This is a genomic window from Peribacillus sp. QJM3NY_7 (assembly GCF_056173225.1).
The window spans coordinates 307,958-325,664 of the sequence record NZ_CM149663.1 but is presented as its reverse complement, the minus strand read 5'-3'; the positions used below and the strand labels follow the sequence as shown (position 1 = coordinate 325,664).

At 37.3% G+C, this 17,707-nt stretch carries 15 protein-coding genes and 1 pseudogene; 5 read left to right on the top strand and 11 right to left on the bottom strand.

The window, feature by feature from the left end:
* Positions 1 to 434 precede the first annotated feature (434 nt).
* Positions 435 to 629, bottom strand: a complete 195-nt coding sequence (locus AC0VX1_RS01740; RefSeq protein ID WP_475469664.1) for a hypothetical protein — start codon at positions 627 to 629, stop codon at positions 435 to 437.
* Positions 629 to 856 carry a DUF2642 domain-containing protein gene (locus tag AC0VX1_RS01735; protein WP_098865398.1) on the bottom strand — a complete coding sequence of 76 codons (228 nt, stop codon included), beginning with the start codon at positions 854 to 856 and terminating at the stop codon, positions 629 to 631. Before AC0VX1_RS01735 ends, AC0VX1_RS01740 begins: the two co-directional genes overlap by 1 nt.
* A gap of 184 nt (positions 857 to 1,040) precedes the next feature.
* Between AC0VX1_RS01735 and AC0VX1_RS01730 the strand changes: the two genes are divergently transcribed.
* Genes AC0VX1_RS01730 through AC0VX1_RS01720 form a run of 3 tightly spaced genes read left to right on the top strand, consistent with a single transcriptional unit; the run spans position 1,041 to position 3,933 of the window.
* Complete coding sequence (locus AC0VX1_RS01730) at positions 1,041 to 1,742, top strand: glycosyltransferase family 2 protein (RefSeq protein ID WP_475469663.1); 702 nt, start codon at positions 1,041 to 1,043, stop codon at positions 1,740 to 1,742.
* Entirely contained in the window at positions 1,739 to 2,869 is a 1,131-nt protein-coding gene (locus tag AC0VX1_RS01725) for a glycosyltransferase (protein ID WP_475469662.1), read from the top strand. The genes AC0VX1_RS01730 and AC0VX1_RS01725 overlap by 4 nt, the downstream gene beginning before the upstream one ends.
* A 5-nt stretch (positions 2,870 to 2,874) precedes the next feature.
* Complete coding sequence (locus AC0VX1_RS01720; RefSeq protein WP_475469661.1) at positions 2,875 to 3,933, top strand: polysaccharide pyruvyl transferase family protein; 1,059 nt, start codon at positions 2,875 to 2,877, stop codon at positions 3,931 to 3,933.
* Positions 3,934 to 7,039: 3,106 nt separating this feature from the next.
* Here AC0VX1_RS01720 and AC0VX1_RS01715 read toward each other — a convergent pair.
* The 7 genes from AC0VX1_RS01715 to AC0VX1_RS01685 all read right to left on the bottom strand — a co-directional run bounded on the left by AC0VX1_RS01715 (position 7,040) and on the right by AC0VX1_RS01685 (position 13,828).
* Positions 7,040 to 7,729 carry an SH3 domain-containing protein gene (locus AC0VX1_RS01715; RefSeq protein WP_223255994.1) on the bottom strand — a complete coding sequence of 230 codons (690 nt, stop codon included), beginning with the start codon at positions 7,727 to 7,729 and terminating at the stop codon, positions 7,040 to 7,042.
* A gap of 758 nt (positions 7,730 to 8,487) precedes the next feature.
* Positions 8,488 to 9,819, bottom strand: a complete 1,332-nt coding sequence (locus tag AC0VX1_RS01710) for a peptide MFS transporter (RefSeq protein WP_413011333.1) — start codon at positions 9,817 to 9,819, stop codon at positions 8,488 to 8,490.
* A 664-nt stretch (positions 9,820 to 10,483) separates the two neighbouring features.
* On the bottom strand, positions 10,484 to 11,119 hold the full coding sequence (locus tag AC0VX1_RS01705) for a response regulator (protein WP_475469660.1): 636 nt from the start codon (positions 11,117 to 11,119) through the stop codon (positions 10,484 to 10,486).
* A complete protein-coding gene (locus AC0VX1_RS01700) occupies positions 11,116 to 12,456 on the bottom strand; it encodes a sensor histidine kinase (RefSeq protein ID WP_475469659.1) in 1,341 nt (446 codons plus the stop codon). Before AC0VX1_RS01700 ends, AC0VX1_RS01705 begins: the two co-directional genes overlap by 4 nt.
* A gap of 399 nt (positions 12,457 to 12,855) precedes the next feature.
* Complete coding sequence (locus tag AC0VX1_RS01695; RefSeq protein ID WP_262871071.1) at positions 12,856 to 13,230, bottom strand: YhaI family protein; 375 nt, start codon at positions 13,228 to 13,230, stop codon at positions 12,856 to 12,858.
* A gap of 18 nt (positions 13,231 to 13,248) precedes the next feature.
* Positions 13,249 to 13,461, bottom strand: coding sequence for a hypothetical protein (locus AC0VX1_RS01690; RefSeq protein ID WP_475469658.1), 213 nt, complete (start codon positions 13,459 to 13,461; stop codon positions 13,249 to 13,251).
* Positions 13,427 to 13,828 (bottom strand): hypothetical protein, encoded by a 402-nt coding sequence (locus AC0VX1_RS01685; protein WP_475469657.1) that lies wholly within the window; start codon positions 13,826 to 13,828, stop codon positions 13,427 to 13,429. The genes AC0VX1_RS01690 and AC0VX1_RS01685 overlap by 35 nt, the downstream gene beginning before the upstream one ends.
* Before the next feature lie 868 nt (positions 13,829 to 14,696).
* Here AC0VX1_RS01685 and AC0VX1_RS01680 point away from each other — a divergent pair.
* Positions 14,697 to 14,960, top strand: a complete 264-nt coding sequence (locus AC0VX1_RS01680; RefSeq protein ID WP_475469656.1) for a hypothetical protein — start codon at positions 14,697 to 14,699, stop codon at positions 14,958 to 14,960.
* Between the two features lie 410 nt (positions 14,961 to 15,370).
* Positions 15,371 to 15,517 carry a BH0509 family protein gene (locus AC0VX1_RS01675; RefSeq protein ID WP_127777491.1) on the top strand — a complete coding sequence of 49 codons (147 nt, stop codon included), beginning with the start codon at positions 15,371 to 15,373 and terminating at the stop codon, positions 15,515 to 15,517.
* Between the two features lie 64 nt (positions 15,518 to 15,581).
* Here AC0VX1_RS01675 and AC0VX1_RS01670 read toward each other — a convergent pair.
* Positions 15,582 to 15,797, bottom strand: a pseudogene (locus AC0VX1_RS01670) (DUF927 domain-containing protein); the annotation flags it as partial.
* Positions 15,798 to 16,018: 221 nt separating this feature from the next.
* Positions 16,019 to 17,656 (bottom strand): chaperonin GroEL, encoded by a 1,638-nt coding sequence (groL, locus tag AC0VX1_RS01665; RefSeq protein WP_034306335.1) that lies wholly within the window; start codon positions 17,654 to 17,656, stop codon positions 16,019 to 16,021.
* Positions 17,657 to 17,707: the final 51 nt, after the last annotated feature.

The window sequence follows — 17,707 nt, the reverse complement described above, 5'->3', positions numbered from 1 at the left end:
GATTGATTCAAAAACTGAAAGTTAGCATTTCACTAATCTCCATCTTACAAACCCCTATTTTACGGATTCAAGCGATGATTACTTCATGCCATCCATTCAATTGATAACTTAATAGGAAGTAACAAGGTATTAAATGTGTCCCCAGTAATGGAAAACGGAGTGCAGCTGCAAACAGTCCACACTCCCCCTCGTCTGGATCGCCAAATCAACAATAGCGATATACAAAAAAATTTGAAAATGTCAGTGACACATTCCCAGTCCTTCATCACCTTCCTTTTCACAATCAAATTCCCCTTCGGTTTCATCTGAAAAATGCAAGGTGAATCTTATATGAAACCCACCACTAGTAAAGTTAGGACCAGGTTTTTATCTTATATACACATTGAGGTTTATGTGGGAAAGTAGGAAAGCTTATAGAAGGCATATCTTTTATTCTAAGCTTCAACTCTCACAAAATTAATGGAAACTATCGGTATAATGACAAGCCTTGTTTGATTTTCATACCCTGTTATCGATTCAACGATTTCAATCAAACCAGATTGGCTCTTCACCAATAGACCTTCCACTATAGTAGTGTCTGTCGCCACTTGTATATTGTGAGTGATTAGATTGTTCAGCACTTCATACATTATATTTCTTCCTCCTCAACGAGTGTTACCAGTTCTATACTTCTAATCGGGATGTATACTAAGCTATTGCCCGTTTCCCGCAATACGGCATAGTCATCCTTTACTTTAATCAATTGTCCTGTTACTCCCGAGAAATGTGTTGTGATGATAATATTTCTATTGACCAAACCTTTAAGGGACTCTTTTAATGACCGAAAATGCCCTAAGATTAAATCTGTATATAGCACGCTTTTCATCCTTTCCATATTCTTAAACTTTTCTTGCACTCTAAAGGATATGCAGTAGACAAGTTATTGACACAACTAAATAGAATATTTTGAAGAAAGGTAGAACTACCAATTTAATTATTTTGCTTGATAAGTTTCACCTTTGATACCAATTTCACATATAGTATGTCCGAGGTGATGAAAAATGTTATACGAAAGATTTCCCGGGTTAGTAAGTGTGGTCATGACTTGTCATAATGTAGCCCCATATGTTGAAGACTGTTTAAATAGTATACTTAACCAAACTTATAAGAATATAGAACTTATTATAGTAAATGATTATTCTACTGATCACACTGCTGAAATGATTGATAACTGGATCAAAAAATCCAATCCTTCATTCTCAGTTGTAGTGGTGGACCTACCCAGGAATGTTGGTTTTTCAGGGGCATTGAATACTGGTTATTATTTATCTTCTGGTGAGTATATTGCTGTACAGGATGGTGATGACCTATCTCATCCAAACCGGTTTGAAAAACAAGTGAACTTCTTAAAAACGAATCCAGACCATGTGTTGATTGGGACAAACTATAAAGTCTTTACAGATGGTGAATTTGAAAACCAGAATAATGTACACTGGCTTAAGTACGGTCAGGATATAAAGGAAGTGTATTGGAATGGAGGGCATTGTATTTGTCATGGAACGATTTTATTCCGCGGTGTGATATTTGATGAGTTAGGTGGCCCTACCAGAAGGATAAAGGGTGCTGAAGACTATGAATTTATTGCAAAATGTCTGAACTCCAATTACCAGATCGAAAATTTAAAAGAAGCACTCTATTATTATCGTCTCCATCCTATGCAGCGTTCCCGCGAATTTTTTGGGGAAGGCAGTAAAGAGATATGAGTGAATCTACCATGCGTGTTCTTATGACACTTGATGGAATTGATGTGGGCGGTACTGAGACACATGTTTTAAGTCTGGCTGAGGAAATGATAAATAAAGGCATAGGGATTGTCATCATAAGCAGGGGTGGTTCATTATTACAATCCTTCAGGCGATTACAATGTCCCATCTACCAAGTCCCATTCCCCTACTCTCTTCCAATTCCAGCGGATTTACAGGAGAAGTTATGTAAAGAAATCAAACAAATTATCATGACTGAAAAAATAACACTTATTCATAGCCATCAAACTCCTTCAGCTTTCTTAACCTTCCAAGCAGCAAAAGAGCTTGGTATTCCTTCAATATTTACAGTGCATGGAACTTATTATCCAAAATCCGAACTATTGCGGGTACTGCCCCTGGCAAATAAAATCATCTGTGTAAGCCCGCCAATCCAGCAATTCATACAGAAGCTTACAGATCAACCGACGATTGTCATCCCTAACGGAATAGATACCACTCGATATTCCCCATCAGACTCCTCCGATCTAAAAGTCCAGCTTGGGATCCCAAAGGATTCATTTGTTCTTTTATACAGCAGCCGAATAGCATGGACAAAGGCAAACATCTGCATGATTTTTCTGAGAGCCTGTAAAGACTTAAAACTTTCGGACATTCCCAATTTATATGTTGTAGTTGTTGGTGACGGCCCTCGATTTAAAGAAATAAAAGACATAACGGATACAATACATCGCTCATCAACAGATAACTTCATCAATTTAGTGGGTGAAAGACTTGATTTACAGCATTATTACTCATTGGCTGACTGTGTGGTTGGAACGGGCAGGGTCGCCCTGGAGGCTATGGCCTGCGGCAAACCTGTTATCGCGGCTGGAAGCCATGGATATTTCGGTCTAGTGGAAGAACATAATTTTGAAGATGCTTGGCATTGTTATTTTGGGGACCATGGCTCTCATAAACCCTGCAGCCGCTTTACAATGGCAAATGACATTCGGTCTTCACTATCTCCATCTGACCGTCTATTAAAGGCAGGGTCGGCTTCGCGTGAATGGATGTTAAAAAAGTTTAATATTAAATTCAGTGTAGCCAATCTGCTCGAGTGTTATAAAACTCTAATTAAGGGATGAGTGTATTGAAGAAAGTATTATATATTGGCTGGATTGGTTTTGGTAACTTGGGGGACGAGTTATTATGGAATGTGTTTAAAGAGTTAAACAAGCACTATAATTACTCTACCAAGATTGAGATTGTTCCTTCCCTGCCTGGCGTGGATATCAATCATACGGAAGAATATGACACAGTTATCTTAGGTGGCGGTTCCCTATTACTCCCCGGTTATATGGCAGCACTAAAACAGGCAATAGACCTTGGAAAAGACGTTTTTATATGGGGTAGCGGCCTTGACTGGATAACTAAAGAACAGCTGGACATTATAAACTCAGGACAATCACTATCATTAGAAAAGACTTTTACAGAAAAAGATAGAATCTTGTTTCGTGAGACCCTTGAAAAAGCAGCATTTGTTGGTGTAAGGGGACCTATTACCAAGAAGGTTCTAGAGACATTTGGAATCAACAGTGACAAAATTAAACTGATTGGAGATCCCGGGATCTTGCTTAACCCGCCCGCCGTGATTAGGAAAAAGGAAAAAATAGCAGCAATAAACTGGGGTACAACATTCAACCGATTGTACGGCCAGGATGAAGCTGCTATTGAAAATGCGCTTCTTCAAGTATCCAAAAAATTAATAAAGTCGGGTTATAAAATTTTATTGTACGTTGTCTGGGGCAGTGACCGAGAGGCCTCCAAACGACTTTACGATAAATTGAATGACCCGTTGAATGTGACTTATGATCCATCACTATACTCAGAGGAAGAGCTTATTGAAAAACTCTCTGTCTGCAGTTTGAGCATTAACTTTAAACTTCACGCCAATATCCTTTCCTTAGCAGGAAATGTCCCCTGTATCGCCCTCGGATACAGATTTAAAGTATTTGATTTGTTTCAGTCCCTTGGGCTGGAGAATTTAGTCGTTTCAACCGATTCCGATACACTAGCTCTCGATATTATGGAAGGGATCCGGGAAATTGAACTAAATAATGAAAAGATAATCGAACAATACAAAAATAGAAAGGAACAATTCAGTCCCTTAATAATTGAACCTATAAAAAATAATTTCACAGTAGACTAAGTTTTAGATTTCAATACCAAAATTCCAAATAGTTTCAAATATATTTTCTAAATCCTTAAAATTCACCTCCAGACACAAGTTTCGGGGGTGAGTTTTTTTCTGCGGTTAACTCCAATTGTTTTGGAATAATGTAAATAACAAATAAGAGGACAAACCCGAGGACAAGGAAAACAATTAAGTTATTGCTTGTCCACTTCGAAAAAGCTTCAAAATTGGGCAATTGTTTCTTTTACTTTGACCCAACAAGGTTTAGATAGCTTTAGTATGTAGATTTTAGTAAATTACCCGATAGTTATCACTCTGAAATTGTATAACAAGAAGGCACTCCTTTTAAAAGGAGTGTTTATTAAGTATGAACATAAAAAAGCACCTGTTTAAGGTGCTATGCTTGTAACGTTTTTATCTAGTTGATTTTCTAAACCAATTAGAGATTGCATAGTACTTGTCAACTAGCATAGGTTGCTACTCGCGGGGATCTAGCTGCCTTCCTTATTTTAGTTTGATGGCTCCCATTTACCTATAAAAAACGCTATCATTGTTTACCTGCTTTGTCTTGGCTTCGCTACGGGACATTTGTATCCCTTGCCTTGGGACCTCCTTTTGTCTTCGGCATTAGCCTTGTTCTCTTTGACTTGCTTTTAGGTCTTTTTGTGGTGTTTGAGATAGCACAGGTTGCTACTCGCGGCAATTTAGCTGCCTTCAATACTATCGTAGGTTGTCCCTCATTCACCCCTTTATATTTCTTTAATCCTGAAAGGTGTGTTCTTCCCAAGTTCATACGCTTTCATTCAAAGGGAGATAATTCGTCTACTTCTCCATACTCAATACCCCATAAACGTTTCAATCAGTTTTTAACTCAATCAACCAAGCTTCCTATCTGATTTCCTTGTTAAAAAAACTCAATTAGTCATAATGTCCACCAATGTTTCACTACATCTTTTAGAACCTTCTAATTTTGTCGATATTTACTCAGAATTTGTAGTTATTTCTCGGGAAATTGTTGAAATTTGAAAATAGTGATTCTAAATAGTTAGAACAAAAGAATTACTACTATTGATTTGATTGCCTCGGTTTAAATTGTTATTAATACCTCAATATCGTAAAAGACTCTAAAAAAACCATTAAGAAACCTTTTTCTTATTTTGAAGAAATGTTTCTTAATGGTTTTTTTTGTTCAGTTTTAAGTTATGACATATCGTTTGTCAGTTAAATGTTCACCTCATGCTTACTGCGAGTGTATTGGTTGAAAATTTCTTTAGTCCTGAAAGGTGTGTTCTTCTCAGACACATACGCTTTCATTCAAAAGAGATATAGTTCGTCTACTTCCCCACACTCAATACCCATAAACGTTTTCAATCAAGTTTTTAACTCAATCAGCCACCCTTCCTATCTGATTTCCTTGTTAAAAAACTCAATTGGTCATAATTTTCACCAATGTTTTACTACATCTTTTAGAACCTTCTAATTTTGTCGATATCTACTCAGAATTTGTAGTTATTTCTCGGGAAATTGTTGAAATTTGAAAAATAGTGATTCTGAATAGTTGGAACAAAGGAATTTCTACTATTGATTTGATTGCCTCGGTTTAAACTGTTATTTAACATCTCAATATAGTCAAAGAGACTAAAAAAAAGTAATGAAACCTTTTTCTTATTGAAGTAATGTTTCTTAATGGTTTTTTGTTGTTCAGTTTTAAGCTATGACATATCGTTTGTCAGTTAAATGTTCATTTCACCCATAGCTGCGAGTTTATTGGTTAAAAATTAAGCTCTCTTTTAATTGAATGAGAACATGGGTTAAATTGTCATATGTATCGGGTATCGCTATCTCTGTTTCATTGGCTCCTCCTAATCTTTCTTTTTCTTGATACAAGCGCCTTTAGCTCTATCGTTTAGGGAGTTCCCCGTATAGCGTATCGCTTTAAGCGTTTCGATGTCGGATTGAAAGAAGGTGTGTAAATTCCCACATTTTAATAATGGTTATTCATTTCGCTCTAAGTTTTAGACATACTTTCGAGCATTGATATTGCATTTCCACTTTCTTTGAAGAGGATGCTCATTCATTCAGAAGTAAATCCTGTTTCATATCGAACTTCCCTTTCTATTTAAAGATGAAGAATCTGTGGACTTATTTTCATGTTATATCGCACACCGATACGAAACATAAAAAGAACCGATAAGCCCCTTTCTCGAGGAACACTATTGAGGCCATGGATCTTGCTGGAGCTGGGAAACCGTTGTTTTAAGCTGAGCCATATCCTTGTCAGTGGATTGTTCATTTCAAGCGTAGCTGCGAGTTGTTCATTGGTTAAAACATTTAAAATCTCATTTATTTGTTTGGAATTATGGGGTAAGTTGTCTTTATACCGGGTATCGCTATCTCTGTTTCATCGGTTACTTCTAATCTATCTTTTTATAGATACATAAGATCTCTAGCTATACCCTCCAGGGACATGCCCTTATCACGTATCGTATAACGCTATGTGCGCTTCGATGTCAGATTGAATAAAGAAAGGTAACCACCATCTTAAAAACTCATATCCGTTTCGTTCTAAGTTTTGACCATACTTTTGAACAGTGGGTGTGCATCCCCACTTCTTCTGCCACTTCCTTAGAAAAGAATACTCGTTCATTCGGATGTATATCATGTTTGCATCAAACGTCACTTTTCTATTAAACCTAAAGATTCGAATTTATTTGCAAGTTATATCGCCCAGCGATACGCAACCCACAAAAAAGAGCCGATCAATCCCTGTCTGGAGCACCTCTATTAAGGATGACTCTTGTTTTTGAATGCAAGTTCTCAACAGTCTCAACTCTCATTTCATTAAACTGCCTTTTTTGCTTGCTTCAAATTGTGCATTTTGTTTTAGATGCATATCGCTTAAACAAATCTCCAATGAAATTTCAATTGAGCCTTCGCTTGCCTTTGGTAGAACGTCCGATACATTGGTATCGCCGAGTTTTTACAAAACAGGTGCCAAACCTGTAAAGTTGAAATATTCTTTCTTCATTCTGTTTTTCAGCTACGCGAATCATATATGGCACTATGAATTTTTTTAAAGTTTCTTGGATTCGCATAGGCAAAAAACCTTAACAGTCATCCCTTACTTTCTGAATATGGAGAAAAGTCCCCGCCATTTTTCGGAACGTTTTTGTATAGTCTCTTCTAAACGTTTATTAAATTCATTTTGTGAACTCCATTCTTTTTTCTGTTCGTCCCGCATATTTTGTATTTCTTTTTGTAAGAGTTCACTTTTTTGTTTTTCTTGTTCCAGCAATGTTTCGTAATGGGTATTTTGTTGTTCAGTTAATTGTTCAATTTTAGTATTAGTTCTTTGCGCTGAATTTCCAATACTAGAACTTATAACATGATGATCTTGCTGGAGCCGGGAAACCTTTGTTTTAAGCTGTGACATATCGTTTGTCAGTTGGGCATTCATTTCACGTGTGGCTGCGAGTTCATTGACTAAAAACATTAAGACCTCGTTTAATTGATTGGGGTCGTGGGGTGAATTTTCATATGTATCGGGTATCGCTATGTGTGTTTCATTGGATCCTTCTAATCTTTCTTTTTGTTGATACACAAGGTCTTTAGCTGTATCGTCTAGGGGCTTGTCCGTATCGCGTAGCGCTATAAGCGCTACGATGTCAGATTTAACAAAGATACGCCGATCTCCATCTTTCAAAAACTCATATCCATTCCGCTCTAAGATTTGACCATACTTTCGAACAGTGGGAGTTGCAATCCCCACTTCTTCTGCCACTTCCTTGGAAGAGAAAGCTCGTTCATTCATTTGTATATCGCGTCGCATATCGGACCTCTTTTCTATAACTAGTTGTATCTGTAGTCTACCCGACCTTAAATTTTCTGTCTAGATAAGTATAGCCTATCCAGAAGTCGTTAGGGATAGCGATAAGATTCCCTTTTCCTTTCTTCTGTTTCCATATAGGATTAGATCACCTATTCACTTACCTTCCTTCTCTTGCATAGCCTCCATCTCCCCTTATAATTGCGGATGTTACATCTGGTTGGGCCTGGCGCCTGGTCCCGTGCCTTTGGAAAACTGGCCAGCCTTATCCTCAAGATTCCCCTTTTTTTGTTGCAAGTTACCACTCGTACAAATTTCATATAATCACTTAAGTAGAGTGAATTACATCCTAATTCATAGGCTCTTTTACATAACCAGCTCTGAGTGCTTTTCTACTAAAAGTGGCTGGTCGATTATTGAAACCAAGTTTATTAATCCACCTAAGTGTTTATTATTGTTTCTCATCTAATATAGCTTTGACTTGTTTTATAAGAACTTCCCATTGATTTGCTTTTGTTTACTTATGTTCCGTACCATTCAAATTGATGAAAGACTCGTGAAAATGCTGAAACACAATAAGATTAAGCAAACAGAAATAAAACTTCAGAAAATCGTTCCTTTCTGGTATGGGTCGTTGTGGAGACCCCGCTACACCAGTTTGGACCGATTCTATTATTTTCCCACTAAAAAAAGCTCGACCCAAATGGCACATTATATGCCTTTTGGGTCAGCTCATTTTTTCATTATTTCATCAGCTTTGCGACTGGCTTCGAAAGAAACAACAATACAATACCTAAACCAATTGTTACAAAACCAATCACACTAAAGATTTCCAGGTAACCTAAAGACTGCGTATATGCAGCTAATTGTCCGGCTACCATATTGGCCACTGCGGAACTTGCCAGCCATACTCCCATTAGAAGAGAGGCTAGCTTGATTGGAGCAATTTTGCTTACCATTGACAAACCAACTGGTGAAATCATTAGTTCGGCTAATGTATGAAGGAAATACGTTACAATCATGAACAGGATGTTCACTTTCAGCGCTGTATCGTTTCCTGTGTACATAACGGCAGGAAGCAGTACTAAGAAACCTAAACCAACAGTGACTAAACCAAGAGCCATCTTCGTTGGGGTTTTTAAGTCACCGCGTTTTGAGCTGCCAAGCTTGTACCATAAAGCAGACATAATTGGCGCTAAAATCACGATGAATAATGGGTTCAATGATTGGAACCAGGCAGTTGGAACCTCAAAGCCAAATACATTCCGATCAATTTGGTCATTGGCATACAATGTCAAAGAACTTCCTGCCTGCTCGAAAGCGGCCCAGAACGCAATGACGAAGACTGCCAAAATAACGATAGCCGCTGTACGTTTTTGTTCTCTTTTCGTTAACTGTGCAGCTGATTTTTTACCAGCTGTAACTTCCGGTTTGCCAGTAGGTTCTTTACCCATATCACCTAAATAGCGATTGCCTAATAAGTTGAAAACTAACTGTCCTACAATCATGCCAATTGCTGCTGTCAAGAACCCATATTTATAGCTCATAAGCCCGACCACTAACGGTGCGAAGAAAGCCCCAACGTTAATACCCATATAGAAGATGGTGAAAGCCCCATCACGACGCGGATCATTGTCTTCATAAAGATCACCGACAATTGTCGAGATGTTTGGCTTGAAGAAACCATTACCGATAATCAATAAACCAAGACCAATGTAAAGCGCTGTTAAACTCTGACTTGCGAATAGCGAAAAGTTACCCAGCGCCATTAAAATACCGCCAATCGTGATCGCCAATCTTCTGCCTATGAAACGGTCAGTCAAGTATCCGCCAATCATTGGCGTAATATAAACGGCACCAGTAAAGAATCCGTATATGCCCATAGCCGCAGATTTGTCGACTCCAAGCCCGCCGTTTACAACCGTTGCCGTTAAGTAAAGAACAAGGATTGCCCTCATTCCGTAATAGCTGAAGCGCTCCCATGCCTCAGTAGCGAACAGCATATACAGTCCTGGAGGATGCTTTTTCCTGGACTGGTTTGGCTGCTGAACTTCTTCTTTTAATAGTGCTTGCATAATAAAGTCCTCCTCAATATGGTTAACCACCAATCGTTACATTCACAAAATAATTGCATGGTCTTTATTTAAATAGACAATTGATTGGTACGATGATGGCCACTCATTCCATCCAACTCACCATCAGTAAGCGTTTACATTTTTTATCTTCGCCCTGCTGTAAAAAGAATCTGATAGCAAAATCTACATGAGCATTAACTTATAAATTCATTCATTTAACTTGAAGACATTCAATGAAGGCATTTATATTTTAAAGAATCTTTAGTGTTGTAAAATAATTTTATATTATCAGAAAATATAAAAATACAGAAAAAAAAGAAAAAAAGTCTTATTGTATTAATGGTCTGTGCCGCAACAGAGGTCCCCATCATAATAAAAAAACTGCCTTGTATTAAGGCAGTTTCAGACTGTTGACAAACTCGATTTTAGTTAAGACATTTTTTTAAAAAGGGAGTTTAAAATATGAACGTTGATTGGAACGTAGGGCACTCGCTTTCCGCGGGCGGTCCGGGAGCCTCCTCGGCGCTCTTGGCGCCTGTGGGGTCTCCCTTGGACGTGCTTTCACCGCAGGAGTCTCGTACCTTCCGTTCCAATCAACTTTGTTAAAATTTCAATTGGAACCCCTTTTGTTCAAACTCAAATTGCCTTGTATTAAGGCAGTTTCTTAGTCAACAATCCATTGATATAAATTTTTGGGTCTTCCTATTTTTTGATAACTCACAATAGTTTCCACTTTTCCTTCATCAAGTAAATGCATAATATAGCGATAGACGGTCGGATAAGCCAATCCAACTTCTTTAGAAATTGTATCAACGGAAAAAGGCTCACGATTAGAATGTAGAAAATCACTAACGTGACGAAGTGTTCTCTTACTAATTCCCTTTGTTACAAATATATCCTTCTCTTCACTGGATTTTTGCTGCGGAGCTGATTGGGTTAATTTTGCTAGGCGGGCATGCAGTTGAATTCTTGAAATCAAATCAGGCGCTTTTACAGGCTTTAACGCAAAATCCGTTGCGCCTGCTTCAAGAAAGCGATCAGCAATTTCCTGTCGTTCATCGACTGTTAATACAAGAATTGGAACATCGGCATTAAGTTTACGAAGCTCACCCACTGTTTTTATTCCGTCCATTTCCGGCATATGATAATCAACTAAAACAACATCCGCTCCTTTTTCTACAAACACATTCAACCCTTCTTTTCCGTTGTTAGCCGTATCTGCATTCCAGCCGGCAAATTCACAAATTTCACTTAGCATATATTGAATTGATGCATCATCATCAATGACTAAAATGTTCATCTTGACACACTCCCCTCAGCAAGTTTAATCCAAATTATTGTCCCGAGCCCAAGCTTGCTGTCAATTTCCACAGATGCACCATGTCCTTCAGCAACTTGTCGTACGAAAGCTAATCCCATCCCTGGATGCGATTTCGTACTGAACCCAGCTTTCCATATTTCCACCTGCTCTCTAGGTGAAATCCCTTTCCCGTTATCTGATACGCCCAACCAAAGTTCATTTTCATAGGTTTTCACCTTAAGCAAAATCTTTCCATCTTCCACTCCATTCACTGCATCATGAGCATTGTCAATTAAATTCACCAATGCCCTTGTCATTCGGATTTTATTAATGAAAATTTCAATTTCAGGATCTGTTTGAAAGTCTACCTTCAGATTAAGATTTGTCCCGCTCAGTCTGCTTGCTTCGACATATTCAACTAAATCTTTTATACGGCACCAATGTTTTTTATCATCATATAAAATCTCGGAAATCATGTCGCTAACGGAATGAATCGATGCTGAAATCCTTTGACAATATTCCTTAATTTTAGAATCGTCCACTTTCAAACTAATTAAAGAATTCAGCCCCTCAATTGCTGTGAGAGGCGTTTTTAAATCATGGACCAGATATAGTGCTTCTCGTCCTGATCTTGACTGCATTGCTTCTAACTGCGCATAATGAAGCTCTTGCTTTATCCGCCATCTTTGTTCAGATAAAGAAAAATACACAGCTAAAATAACAGCATTAATAACAAAAATCAAACACAAAGTTAAACTGTACAATGTTAAAGATTGCTCAAATCCAATTTGAACCGCTATATCTTTTAATTCCTTTGAAATCGATCCTTGGCCAAATCCATATTGGGATAAAGAAGGAATCTCATTCAGCCATTCAATCCCAAAGATTAATTGAGAACAAATAATCGTTTTAATAATGGGCTTTAGTCTATCCTTTTCAAAGGCTTGCAATAATAAGATGGCTAACAACAATAACAACGCATATGCGCTAAATGAGTATGTTAAAGAATAATAAGCATTTATCACGATATAATCGAGAGGAATAACAATAAGAGGAATGACGATTTTTAACCATGGACGATTTAAACGAGCACCGATTTCGTCTCCCAACAGCAGTGCACCAATATAATGAAACAAAGCTAAAACTGTATTTAAAGAAATTAACAAAAAAACGGCAAGCATTAGCTTATTTCCCGTTTCTTCACCTTCTCTTAAAGAAATAAGCAAATCAGTAAGGCCAATTTCGTCAGGACCCAACCACGACAGTAAAAATACCCCGAATAAAATTACTCCAATTTTTATCCATATTGTCCAAGACCTCATAAAACTAGCTATCATAATCATTTCACCTTTAATCGATTATTTGCTTATAGAATAGAATGATAACCATTCTTTCATTTCGTATTGATTTAAATGTATGTATACCCTTCCATATCCTCATTATACGCAATTCATCATTATTATGAAAATTATAAAAAATGGGTACGTGGATGAGCTACCCTATAGACAAAAAATTATCCTTATAGAGTTATTTAACTACACTGCATTTTTTTCCATAGAAAAAAACACCTCCATATTGATTGGTTGATATTTAATACCTACTTTTCAACGAAAGGTGTTTTTACTTTTCTCATTTTTCAGGTCAGTGCAATTATAAAAAAAGGATTATCTCGCTTTTGCATATTTAGTTAGTTTGCCGAAATAATATTATATACTGATGCTTTTTGAGATTATACTTTATTGTTCCAAGAGGTAATTACATAAATCAACTTGAAAATATTGATTTCTCAAGGATTTAATTAGATAAATAGGGTTCACATCAATATTTACATGTAACAATGCCTTTTCAAAGGTATCCATGGACACTAAAGGATTATCTCCTAATAATGATGCAATGGCTGCTTCATATTTACCCTTTTGGTAAGTACCTTCTTTTTTATCTTCTAAAGCATGAAGTATATCAAAAATTACCTTTGAATCCTTTTCACTCAGGTCATTATTCAAAATGAAATGAAAAAAAGTATATTGTTCAGGATTTTTATCCAAAGCAATTGTAAGTAATAACTTTTGATGATATTTCATCTTTTTAAATTCATCTATTAACTCATCCATTAAATTCAACTCCTACTATTATAATACCCAAAGTGCAATTGCCCAAGCAATAGATCTAGCAGCACTTGGTGCAAAGCCTAATTCATGTATCATGAAATCAACTAATCTTGCTTCAATTTTATTAGACATTCTGTCTAATGCATCACCAATTTCAAAAGCATGTTTTTTCAAAAGCTTACCATTGGCAGGTGATAAACTACCAACAATTTTTGCCCATTGCTGTACCACCATACTTTAGTGCATACACTACAACTGTCTTTTTAAATCCCCTTTTTTTGGACTCATTTTCTAATTGTTGAATAATTTCAGATGACATTTGAGTACCATCATAAGGGTTGACGGGGTTGGCCTGTTGCATTAACAAACTTGAAGGAGTCGATTGGTCAGCAATGACACTTTCTATTTCTTCTAGGCTAATTTTGGTTTGCTCGGTTACTATTATAGAACCAATTTCAGTATTTGTTCGAATTGTTGATTCATTTAGTTCAGAAGCAGAAGCTTTTGAAAATGGAGCAAAAGCTGAAAATAGAAAAGCACTTGCAACAGCTGGAACTATAATTCTCTTAACACCAATTTCTCTAACTCTAATAATTTTCATATTGGTCAAACTCCTTTTAACAATGGGGTTAGGGTAAGTGTTTCCGCACTTCTATCTTTATACTAATATATTTAGTAAATCCCCTCGTTCCAAAAATGAAACGATATAATTCACATTTCATAATTCCCTTATTTTCCAGCGATGCTTCCCTAGTAGAAATCGTGTATTCCCTATACCGGTTTAAGAATCGGTGATCAATTCCCTTAAAATGGGCAACTTTTAACACCAAAAAAAAAGGGTTCTTTACGTACGATTAAGATAGATGAAATGCTATTAACATGTCATAGAAGCTCCGAATATTTGACCCCCAGCTTAAACGGCTTCCGAAAAAAGCAGGAATGGAAAAGAACATTACTCCACACTTATTTAGGCATACCTACACTTCCCTATTGATTGAAGCTGTAGTAGGAATTAAAAAATCCAACAACGATTAGGACATAACGAATTTAACTATCAAAGAAAAGGCCTCCCACAGTAAACTGTGGGAGGCCTTCAACTTTAAAAATATTCACATGTTTGGTGTGAGCATTCATGACTGAATCTCCCGTTACCCCCTATATTAAGGGATTTAAGCGATGCATCATGCCCGCCCATTCAATTAATAATTTAATAGGAAGTAACAAGGTAATAATATCAACACTTTTGGTCAAAGCCACCTAAAATAACTTCACTTAGTGTCATGATATTTCAATGTCAGGTGAGCAAATAGGTGAGCATTTTCAATTATATTCTTATAAATAACTGGTATGAAGGACCTCCTATTACAAGAGTAAGCATAAACCTAATCCTATAATATATCGGAAGGAGAAAAGATTATCATGAAAATGAAAAAATCCTTAAATCGAATTCAAACTGCATTATAAGGAAATTGAAACGTGTAGCTAAAGTAAAAAACATTGATTTAAATATTTATCATGCTAAAGAAGATACTTCAAACCTTGGCCTAAAACAAAATTCGTTAACATTTTCTTTTTATCAAGATGGTGAAATAAAAAAGAAACTAGATTTTATCGATCTCTCAGAAGATGATAATCAGATAGTAAGCCCGAGTGTGTTTTCAGGCAGTATTGGCTGCATTTCCTGGATTTGTTTCTTTGACATAAGGCCCTGCGGGAGATTATATAGCAAATGAGAAGACAGCTAACCCTAAAGAAGAATGACCATGTTCACTAGTGGACCAATAACTTACAGACAAAAATAGTTTTTTTGATGTGTAAACTACAAGTGAAATTTAGCTTTTCCTTATTAAAAGTGAAAACCAAAAGCCATCGGAGTTATTTCCTGTAAAAGGAATTAACTCCCTTTTCTAGAAACTTGGGCTTGTTATTTTAACAAAACTCAGGCTTTGGGAATTCGACCTTGCCTCTTTAACTGCTTCAAAGAAAATAGATAAATAACATTTCTATATTATTTCCTTAAAAATCATCTATATTTGATATTTGTTTAATCTCACAATGAGATATATAATAAAAACAAGAAAAAAGAAAGCGTTTTCAATATTTAAATACTTCGTTACTTCTCATACTATAAGGAGGATTTAAGATGAGCCAAGTAGAAAGAAAATCTAAAGTGCAGAAATTAATTGAGCAACAAAAATTCAATGAGAAAGACATTTCCAAGATGACAGATTCACAGATTGAATATTATCACTGGCTCTATTTTGATGACTCTGTTTATGATTATATGTAACTCAAATATAAAATGATAAAAAGCGGGAAAAACATTGATAATTCATGGTTTCCCGCTTTTACTTTTATTCTTTAGGACTCCCCAATACCGATGAACAGAGTAGAAGTAAACCACTTTTGCCACTACTGGATTCTCCTGATACATCAACAACTATGGGCTTCATATCAAACTCATGTAAAATAACCGAAGCAAAAGATGCTAGTAAAGGGAAAACAGCCTTTGGATGATCCTTCACTAAGTTAAAAACATTTTCAATCCAACTTTCAACAGTTCCTTTTACTCTAAAGGACTGACTCTAGTATTTGTTGTTCCCCCATCGCCAAGAACTATATGTATGTCTTTCGTTGAAATTGGATGTATGAAGTTTCCCTTTCAACATCGAAGAAAAGGCCTCCCACAGTAAACTGTGAGAGGCCTTTTCTTTAAAATTGATATTCACATGTTAGGTGAGCTCATTCTAAATCCTCGTTAAACCCCTCTATTAAGGGATTTAGCGAATGATTACATCATGCCGCCCATTCCGCCCATGCCGCCCATGTCAGGCATGCCCATGCCGCCAGCGCCTGCAGGTTCTGGTTTGTCAGCAACGACAGCTTCTGTAGTTAAGAACATAGCTGCTACAGAACCAGCATTTTGTAGAGCTGAACGAGTTACTTTTGTAGGATCGACGATACCTGATTCGATCATGTTCACCCATTGTCCAGTAGCTGCGTTGAAGCCAGTGCCTACTGCTTCGCCTTTAAGGCGCTCTACGATTACAGAGCCTTCAAGTCCAGCGTTGTGAGCGATTTGACGAACAGGCTCTTCGATGGCACGAAGAACGATTTTCACGCCTGTTGCTACGTCGCCTTCCGCTTGGATTTCAGCGATTTTATTGTATACGTTAAGAAGTGCTGTACCACCACCGGCTACGATACCTTCTTCAACAGCGGCACGAGTGGAGTTCAATGCATCTTCAATACGAAGTTTACGTTCTTTCAATTCTGTTTCAGTAGCTGCACCGACTTTGATTACCGCTACACCACCAGCTAATTTAGCAAGGCGTTCTTGTAATTTTTCACGGTCGAATTCAGAAGTTGTTTCTTCTAATTGAACACGGATTTGGTTTACACGAGCTTGGATTTGAGCTGTATCCCCAGATCCTTCAACGATCGTTGTATTTTCTTTCGTAACAACCACTTTAGACGCACGGCCTAATGAATCGATTGTTGCAGATTTAAGATCAAGTCCGATTTCTTCAGTGATTACTTCGCCGCCTGTAAGAGCTGCGATGTCTTCAAGCATTGCTTTACGACGGTCACCGAATCCAGGAGCTTTAACCGCAACAGCGTTGAATGTTCCACGAAGTTTGTTCACAACAAGAGTTGCAAGCGCTTCGCCTTCTACATCTTCAGCAATCAATAATAGCGGTTTTCCTTGTTGTACAACTTGCTCAAGTACAGGAAGGATTTCTTGGATATTCGTGATTTTTTTATCAGTGATCAAGATATATGGATTCTCAAGGACAGCTTCCATTTTATCTGAATCAGTTACCATGTATGGAGATGCATATCCGCGATCGAATTGCATACCTTCCACTACGTCCAACTCAGTTGTGAAACCTTTAGACTCTTCGATTGTGATGACGCCGTCGTTACCAACGCGCTCCATTGCTTCAGCAATCAGTTGGCCCACTTCTTCATCAGCTGAAGAGATGGCAGCAACTTGAGCGATAGATTCTTTGTTTTCAACAGGTTGGGAAATGGCTTTCAATTCTGCGATTGCAGTATTGACTGCTTTCTCGATTCCTTTACGGATACCCATTGGGTTCGCACCAGCTGTTACGTTTTTAAGACCTTCACGGATCATCGCTTGCGCAAGAACCGTTGCAGTAGTTGTACCGTCACCAGCTACGTCGTTTGTTTTGCTTGCTACTTCAGCAACCAATTTCGCACCCATGTTTTCGAATGCATCTTCCAATTCGATTTCTTTAGCGATCGTCACACCGTCATTTGTGATAAGCGGCGAACCGAATTTTTTCTCAAGAACCACGTTACGACCTTTTGGTCCAAGCGTTACTTTAACTGCATCTGCAAGTGCGTCCACACCGCGAAGCATGGAGCGGCGAGCTTCTTCACTAAATTTAATTTCTTTAGCCATTTATAAGTACCTCCCTAAAATTTAAGAAAATTTTCGTTCAGTTAAGTATGA

Coding starts and splice junctions, on each gene's coding strand:
- AC0VX1_RS01730 (WP_475469663.1), top strand. CDS start 1,041: ATGTTATACGAAAGATTTCCCGGGTTAGTAAGTGTGGTCATGACTTGT.
- AC0VX1_RS01710 (WP_413011333.1), bottom strand. CDS start 9,819: ATGCAAGCACTATTAAAAGAAGAAGTTCAGCAGCCAAACCAGTCCAGG.
- AC0VX1_RS01685 (WP_475469657.1), bottom strand. CDS start 13,828: ATGAAAATTATTAGAGTTAGAGAAATTGGTGTTAAGAGAATTATAGTT.
- AC0VX1_RS01700 (WP_475469659.1), bottom strand. CDS start 12,456: ATGATAGCTAGTTTTATGAGGTCTTGGACAATATGGATAAAAATTGGA.
- AC0VX1_RS01725 (WP_475469662.1), top strand. CDS start 1,739: ATGAGTGAATCTACCATGCGTGTTCTTATGACACTTGATGGAATTGAT.
- AC0VX1_RS01695 (WP_262871071.1), bottom strand. CDS start 13,230: ATGGATGAGTTAATAGATGAATTTAAAAAGATGAAATATCATCAAAAG.
- AC0VX1_RS01690 (WP_475469658.1), bottom strand. CDS start 13,461: ATGGTGGTACAGCAATGGGCAAAAATTGTTGGTAGTTTATCACCTGCC.
- AC0VX1_RS01715 (WP_223255994.1), bottom strand. CDS start 7,729: ATGAATGAACGAGCTTTCTCTTCCAAGGAAGTGGCAGAAGAAGTGGGG.
- groL (WP_034306335.1), bottom strand. CDS start 17,656: ATGGCTAAAGAAATTAAATTTAGTGAAGAAGCTCGCCGCTCCATGCTT.
- AC0VX1_RS01675 (WP_127777491.1), top strand. CDS start 15,371: ATGAGCCAAGTAGAAAGAAAATCTAAAGTGCAGAAATTAATTGAGCAA.
- AC0VX1_RS01705 (WP_475469660.1), bottom strand. CDS start 11,119: ATGAACATTTTAGTCATTGATGATGATGCATCAATTCAATATATGCTA.
- AC0VX1_RS01740 (WP_475469664.1), bottom strand. CDS start 629: ATGTATGAAGTGCTGAACAATCTAATCACTCACAATATACAAGTGGCG.